General features: G+C 70.2%; 8 protein-coding genes and 1 pseudogene. 8 read left to right on the top strand and 1 reads right to left on the bottom strand.

Annotation, left to right across the window (positions count from 1 at the left end):
* Positions 1-273 precede the first annotated feature (273 nt).
* Entirely contained in the window at positions 274-1017 is a 744-nt protein-coding gene (locus tag AC3A6P_RS35995; protein ID WP_487697436.1) for a Fic family protein, read from the top strand.
* A 410-nt stretch (positions 1018-1427) separates the two neighbouring features.
* On the opposite strand, the gene AC3A6P_RS35990 is transcribed toward AC3A6P_RS35995, so the two are convergent.
* Positions 1428-2285, bottom strand: coding sequence for an HAD-IB family hydrolase (locus AC3A6P_RS35990; RefSeq protein ID WP_487697434.1), 858 nt, complete (start codon positions 2283-2285; stop codon positions 1428-1430).
* A gap of 432 nt (positions 2286-2717) precedes the next feature.
* Between AC3A6P_RS35990 and ssd the strand changes: the two are divergent.
* From ssd to AC3A6P_RS35955, 7 genes and pseudogenes are all read left to right on the top strand, one after another.
* A pseudogene (gene ssd / locus AC3A6P_RS35985) lies at positions 2718-3760 on the top strand (septum site-determining protein Ssd).
* A complete protein-coding gene (locus AC3A6P_RS35980) occupies positions 3757-4938 on the top strand; it encodes a TadA family conjugal transfer-associated ATPase (RefSeq protein WP_487697432.1) in 1182 nt (393 codons plus the stop codon). Before ssd ends, AC3A6P_RS35980 begins: the two are co-directional and overlap by 4 nt.
* Complete coding sequence (locus tag AC3A6P_RS35975) at positions 4935-5717, top strand: type II secretion system F family protein (RefSeq protein ID WP_487697431.1); 783 nt, start codon at positions 4935-4937, stop codon at positions 5715-5717. The genes AC3A6P_RS35980 and AC3A6P_RS35975 overlap by 4 nt, the downstream gene beginning before the upstream one ends.
* The gene (locus tag AC3A6P_RS35970) at positions 5714-6289 is read left to right on the top strand and encodes a type II secretion system F family protein (RefSeq protein ID WP_487697430.1); all 576 of its coding nucleotides are present in this window, start codon (positions 5714-5716) and stop codon (positions 6287-6289) included. Before AC3A6P_RS35975 ends, AC3A6P_RS35970 begins: the two co-directional genes overlap by 4 nt.
* 27 nt (positions 6290-6316) lie before the next feature.
* The gene (locus AC3A6P_RS35965; RefSeq protein WP_487697428.1) at positions 6317-6517 is read left to right on the top strand and encodes a DUF4244 domain-containing protein; all 201 of its coding nucleotides are present in this window, start codon (positions 6317-6319) and stop codon (positions 6515-6517) included.
* A 23-nt stretch (positions 6518-6540) separates the two neighbouring features.
* Positions 6541-6840, top strand: coding sequence for a TadE family type IV pilus minor pilin (locus tag AC3A6P_RS35960; protein ID WP_487697427.1), 300 nt, complete (start codon positions 6541-6543; stop codon positions 6838-6840).
* The coding region (locus tag AC3A6P_RS35955; RefSeq protein WP_487697426.1) for a pilus assembly protein TadG-related protein at positions 6773-7001 on the top strand (229 nt) is incomplete at its 3' end. The genes AC3A6P_RS35960 and AC3A6P_RS35955, both read left to right, overlap by 68 nt.

The following is a 7001-nucleotide window of genomic DNA, read 5'->3' as shown; positions in this document are numbered from 1 at the left end:
GAGCCGCCCAGAACGCCAGCCGATCGGCCTCGGCCTCGTCATACAACGCGGCGGTGGCGTTCGCCTGCTCGGCGAACTCCGCTGCGGGCGGATACGCTGACAGAACTTCGGAGTGCGTCTCGGTCATGGCTGTGAGCGTAGTCACCCAAGGTTGCAAAGAGGTTGGCAACTCACAACGGGCGCTGCAGGCGGTGTGTGGCGTGCGCCGAACGGTTGCCGAACCTCGGGTCAGCGGTCCGGCGAGTAGGGTGAGCCCCTGTGAGCGGTGGCCCGGTGAGTGTTGACCCCTTGGCCCCGCTGGCAGCCCTGCCGGGCGTCGCCGAAGCCGCCGAACAGGCGCGCGACGCGCTGGGCCGGGCGCACCGGCATCGCGCCAATCTGCGGGGCTGGCCCGTCACCGCGGCGGAAGCGGCGCTGCGTGCGGCCAGGGCGTCGTCGGTGCTCGACGGCGGCACCCCGCAACTCGATGAACACACCGCGTCGGACCCGGTGTTCGCCGGAGCGCTGCGTGTGTCACAAGCACTCGAGGGCGGTGAAACCACGCTGGTGGGGGTGTGGCGGCGAGCGCCGCTGCAGGCGCTGGCGCGGTTGCACATGCTGGCCGCCGCCGACGTGGCCGGCGAACAAGAGCTGGCCCGCCCGCGATCGGAACCAGAGGTGGCCGCCCGGCTGGATCTGATGTCGCAGCTGGTGACGGGCGGGTCGAAAGTGCCCGCGCCCATCCTTGCCGCGGTGGCGCACGGCGAACTGCTCACCCTGGCGGCATTCGGCAGCGCCGATGGTGTGGTGGCGCGCGGCGTTGCGCGACTGGTGAGCATTGCCAGTGGACTCGATCCGCACGGCCTCGGCGTGCCCGAGGTGTACTGGATGCGGCGCGCCGCCGAGTACCGGACGGCGGCCCAGGGCTTCGCCTCCGGGACGGAGAAGGGTTTGACCGAATGGCTGCTGTTGCACTGCCGGGCGCTGCAAGCCGGTGCGCGAGAGGCGATTTCGATCGCGGACCAGAAGAAGAAGTAGGCCCGACGTACGAAGCGGGCGGTGCCCCGATCCTGGATTCAACCAGGATGCAGTTCACCGCCCGCTAGCACGGATCTCCGGTTACCAAGCGTCCAAGGTGGGTTGCCTGGGTTGGCCTCGGCGTTCTTGCGATGCGCTGTGCAGCTGACCTCAACCCAAGAGGTCTTGGTACATCCGCTTTTCGCAATCACGCAGGCCCGCAACACTTCTGCCATTATCGCGGCTGTGGCTCCGCGTGGGTGCCGGGACCCGTGCTGGGTTGCCTGATGCGGGAGATCGAGCCCTTCTCTTCCGAGTCGATCTTGGCCTCACCGGGCTTCCGTGCCTTCCTTTGTACTACGTGACCCCAGTCACAGCAAGGCCCAAATGCGAACAGCTTCGGCGCGATTCCGGATCGTTACGCCGATGTGTCAGAGCGCGAATCGGCGAAGCAGCGAGTACGTCAGCGCGCCGGCGGCCAAGGCGCTGAGGCCCACCGCGGCGGTGGTGGCCACCGCCGCGCCCGACGGCGCCGGAATCCGGTCCCGGAGCGAGACGGGCTTGGTGAAGGTGAGCACCGGCCAGTCCCGCGCGGCGGCCTCCTTGCGCAGCGCGCGGTCGGGATTGACGACGGAGGGGTGCCCGACGGTCTCCAGCATCGGCACGTCGGTGATCGAATCGGAGTAGGCGTAGCAGTGTTCGAGCGGATAACCCTCGCGTTGGGCCAGCTCCCGGATCGCCTGGGCTTTCCCCTCGCCGTAGCAGTAGAACGCCACCTCGCCGGTGTAACGGCCGTCCTCGACCACCATCCGGGTGGCCATCGCATGGGTGGCCCCGAGCGCGCGGGCGATCGGGGCGACGATCTCCTCGCCGGATGCCGACACCACCACCACATCACGGCCGCACAGCTTGTGATCGGCGATCAGATCGGCCGCTTCGGCAAACACCAGGGGGTCGACGATGTCGTGCAGTGTCTCCCCGACGATCGACTTGACCTGTTCGACGTCCCAGCCGGTGCACATGGCGGTGACGTAGGACCGCATACGGTCCATCTGCTCGTGGTCGGCGCCGGACATCAGAAAAAGGAATTGGGCGTAGCTGGACTTGAGAACGGCTCGCCGATTGAGCAGACCCTGGTCGAAGAAGGGTTTGCTGAAAGCAAGGGTGCTCGACTTGGCGAGGATGGTCTTGTCGAGGTCGAAAAACGCTGCGGTGCGGGCGGGTTGCGCGTCAGTCCCGCCGGTTTGCGGCGCGGTTAGCTGCTCGGCGGCCGAATCGGAGGCGGTCACGCTCCCACAATAGGTGTGCTCGTGACACCAACCGGGATAGTGTTCAAAATGGCAGTTCAAGCCACCTGTCGCGGACTGCAATTCTGAATCCCTATCCGGCTGGCGTGTTGCAATCGAGACTTGCGCCAGTGCGCTGGGTCGTGTGTATAGTGAGTATTACTCGGCTTATGCCGGGTGTGCATCAGCCCGACCCCCCGGGGCTGATACACGACGACCCTCGCCTCCTCCCCCCCTGGCGAGGGTCGTCCTTCGTTTGGGGCATGTTTTCGCCAGCCACCACCGATTCATCTTGTTGATGGCGTTGCGTTTTTCGCTAGAAACGAAATCCGGCGCGGTTGTCCACAAATGCCGAGCCATCCACAAAGTCACAAAGTCGACTAGCCGCCCCTGGCACTTTCCAGCCACGGTGATGTGGTGACGAGCACCGCTGGGCTGTTGGCCCTCATTGCTGAACCCGCGCTACGTGATGAAGTCGATCGTGCGGCCGCGGCGGCCGGTGTCCGGGCCGTTCATCTCGACCCCGCTGCCGTTCCCACCCGCAAGGTCTGGTCCGCGGCCACCGCGGTGGCGGTCGATGCCCAAGCTGCCCGACGCTGCGCCGAAGCCGGTCTGCCCCGCCGCAACACGGTGTTCCTCTGCGCTCTCGGCGAACCCGACGCGTCCACCTTGCAGGCTGCGATAGCAGTTGGGGCAGAAGAGGTTCTGGCGATGCCGGCCCGGGCCGAGGAACTGGTCCGCGGCATCTCGGAAGACAGCGACACCGGGCTCCGCAGCGGCGCGACGGCCGCGGTGGTGGCGGGTCGCGGCGGAGCAGGCGCCTCACTTCTCGCCGCGGCGGTGGCCTATCAGCTCACCGCGCCGCTGCTGGTCGACCTCGATGGGTGGGGTGGCGGTATCGACCTCCTGCTCGGCGCGGAGGACGTCCCTGGATTGAGGTGGCCGGAGCTGACGGTTCAGGGCGGACGGCTCCACTGGCCGGCGGTTCGTGCCGCACTGCCCGAGCACCGCGGTGTCGCGCTGTTGTCGGGAGCCAGGACGGGCCACGAGTTGTCGGCCGGTGCGGTGGCCGCGGTACTCGACGCCGGCCGGCGGGCGGGTGTGACGACGGTGTGTGATGTACCGCGCCGGCTGACCGACGCCGTGTGCACCGCCTTGAGCGACGCCGACCTGGTGGTACTGATCACCACCTGTGATGTGCGGTCGTGTGCCGCCACCGCGGCGATGGCTCCCGCTCTGACCGCCGTGAACCCCAATGTCGGGCTGGTGGTTCGCGGCCCGGCGCCGGGCGGCTTGCGACCGGGGAGATCGCCGACCTGACCAAGCTGCCGCTGCTGGCCGCGATGCGACCCCAGCCGCTGATCGCCGAGCGGCTCGAACGCGGCGGGCTGCAGCTGGGGGCCCGCTCCCCGCTGGCCGTCGCTGCCCGGCGGGTGGCCGCGCTGCTGGAGCGGACGTCGGCGGGGCGGGCGGCATGAACGAATCCTTGATCGACCGGGTGCGCGAGCGGTTGGCCGCCGACGCGCTCTCGGGTCCGCGGGCTCTGCAGGCCGGCGTCGTGGCGCAGGCCATCCGGGCCGAATCGGCGGGTCTGCTCGGCGACACCGAGGTGTTGTCGAATCTGCGGGCAGTGCAGACAGAACTCACCGGCGTCGGCATCTTGGAGCCGTTGCTTGCCGCGCCGGGAACCACCGACGTATTGGTCACCGAACCCGGCGGGGTCTGGGTCGATGACGGACACGGTTTGCGGCGGAGCCCGGTCCGGTTCGCTGACGAGGCCGCAGTACGGCGGCTGGCCCAGCGGCTGGCACTGGCCGCGGGGCGACGTCTCGACGACGCATCGCCGTGGGTCGACGGGCTGCTCACCGGCATCGGCGCGGCGCGTCTGACCGTTCGCCTCCACGCGATCCTGCCACCTGTTGCGGTGGCTGGTACCTGCATCTCGTTACGGGTGCTGCGCCCGGCGACGCAGGGGTTGCAGGCATTGTGCGCCTCGGGGGCCATCACCCCCACTGCGGAGACAATCCTGCGGGACGTCATCGATGCCCGGTTGGCGTTCCTGGTCTCCGGAGGTACCGGAGCGGGCAAAACGACGTTGTTGTCCGCACTGCTCGGCGCGGTGGCGCCCGAAGAACGACTCGTCTGTGTCGAAGACGCCGCCGAACTGGCACCCATGCACCCACATCTGGTGACACTCGTGGCCCGGGGCGCGAATGTGGAGGGGGCCGGCGAGATCACCGTCCGCCAGCTGGTGCGCCAGGCCCTGCGAATGCGTCCCGACCGGATCATCGTCGGCGAGGTGCGCGGCGCCGAGGTCGTCGATCTGCTGGCCGCGCTCAATACCGGCCACGACGGCGGTGCGGGCACCGTGCACGCCAACAGTCCTGGTGAGGTGCCGGCCCGGCTGGAAGCGCTGGGGGCGGTGGGTGGTCTGGACCGGGCGGCGCTGCACAGCCAACTCGGCGCCGCGGTGCGGGTGCTGCTGCACGTGGCGCGGGACCGCGACGGGTCCCGCCGGCTCGACGAGATCGCCGTGCTGCAGCGCGACCAACGGTCCGACACCTGTCACGCCATGACGGCCTGGCATGCCGATCGAGGATCTTGTGACGGGTTCGCCGCACTCGATCGCCTGATCGCCGAGCGGGGGCAGCGATGACGGCGGCCCTGCTGCTCGCCGTCGCCGTCCTCGTGCACCCGCACGCCAACCGCAGGCGCCTTCGCATCAGCCGGCCGCCGCTGCGCCGCCGGCCTTCCGGGCCGGCGGTTGTGGCCCTGGCCGGGGCAGGGGCGGCGCTGATGGTGGTGCAGCTGCCGGTCCCGACGGTCATCGCGGCGTTCCTGCTGCTCGGCACCGTTGTCCTGCGCCGCCGCCATCGGGTCACCCGTAGCAGCGCCCGCCGGGAGGGGCAGTGGCTGAGCAGCGCGCTGGAGCTGCTGACCGCAGAGTTGCGGGCCGGGGCGCACCCCGTGCGGGCGTTCGAGGTGACGGCCGGCGAGATCGACGGTCCGACCGGTTCGGGCCTGCGGGCGGTGGCGGCCCGGGCCAGGCTGGGCGCCGACGTGGCTGCGGGTCTTCGTGCCGTGGCCACCGGCTCCCGGCTGCCCCGGCAGTGGGAGCAGCTGGCGGCCTGCTGGCAACTGGCCGCCGACCACGGTCTACCCATCGGTGTGCTGATGCGGGCAGCGCAACTCGACATCGCCGAAAGGCACCGATACGCCGCGCAGGTGGACGCGGGCATGGCCGGAGCCCGGGCAACGGCGGCCATTCTGGCGGCTCTGCCGGTGCTGGGAGTGGTTCTGGGTGAACTGCTGGGGGCGGCATCGACGACGTTCCTGACGCGGGGCGCCGGAGTTTGGGTGCTGGTGGCCGGGGTCGGCCTGTTGTGTGCCGGGGTGCTGTGGTCGGGGCGCATCACCGATCGGCTGCCGACATGATGGCCGCACTGCTGCTGGCGGTGGCCGTGCTCCTCGGACCAGGTCCGCTGCGGGTGCGCACCCGCGCCGCAGCGCCTCGCCCCGACCTCGCGGACCGGTCGGCGCCTCCGGGTGCCGATCCGCTGGCAAGCGCATCGGCGCTCGATGTGCTGGCGGTGTGCCTGCGCGCCGGCATGGCCGTGCCCACCGCCGCGCACGCCAGTGCCCGGCACGCCCCTCCCGAACTGGCCGCGGTCCTGAACCGGGCCGCCGAACTCCTGGCCCTGGGCGCCGATCCCGACACCGCCTGGGCCGCTCCCCCCGCGACTGTCGCCGACGAACACTGCCAAGCCCTGTTGCGGCTGGCCCGCCGTTCGGCGTCATCGGGTACCGCGCTTGCCCAGGGTGTCGCCGAGCTCGCCGATGACATCAGGGCCGACGCGACCCATGCGGCGGCGGCGACCGCCGAACGCGCCTCGGTGCTCATCGCGGGGCCACTGGGGCTGTGCTTCCTGCCCGCCTTCGTCTGTCTCGGCATCGTTCCGACAGTGGCCGGATTGGCCGGTGACGTGTTCGGGGCCGGGCTGTGGTGAGAAAACCGTCAGAAAGGAAAAGGATTGATGCACAACATGATTCAGCGGATACGGCTGCGCCTGACGTTGTTGGTGGTCGACGACAGTGGCATGTCCACCGTCGAGTACGCGATCGGCACCATCGCCGCGGCCGCGTTCGGTGCGATTCTCTACAGCGTCGTCACCGGAGACTCGATCACCGGGGCTCTGACCGGGATCATCGGCAAGGCACTCAACACGAGCGTCTGAGTGATGACGCAGGGATCGCCACAGTGGAGGCGGCGCTGGCCGTTGCCACTCTGGCGGCGGTGCTGGTGCTCTGCGTGGCCGCTGTCGGCGCGGTGGCAGGGCAGATCCGCTGCCTGGACGCTGCCCGTGAGGCGGCGCGACTGGCCGCCCGCGGCGACCAGTCGGCAGTGCGGGTATCGCAACGGATCGCCCCGCCGGGCGCCGAGATCCGGATCCGTCGCGACGGCCACTTCGTCGTCGCCACCGTCACCGTCGATGCCGCCCGATTGCCGGGCCTCACCCTCAGCGCGGAAGCGATCGCCGCGGCCGAACCTGGGGGATGACCGGGGCGCTGCCACCGTGGCGGCGGTGGGCATGCTGGCCGCGTTGTTGGTGGTGTCACTGGCGGTGGCGCAGGTGGGCGCCGCGGTGGTGGCGCGGCACCGGGCCCAGGCGGCAGCCGACCTGGCGGCCCTGGCCGCCGCCGGTCGGTTGGTCGACGGCC

The sequence above is a fragment of the Mycobacterium sp. Soil_C_30 genome, from assembly GCF_057656995.1.
The sequence above is the reverse complement of the archived record's forward strand: the minus strand, read 5'-3'. Positions and strand labels throughout refer to the sequence as shown.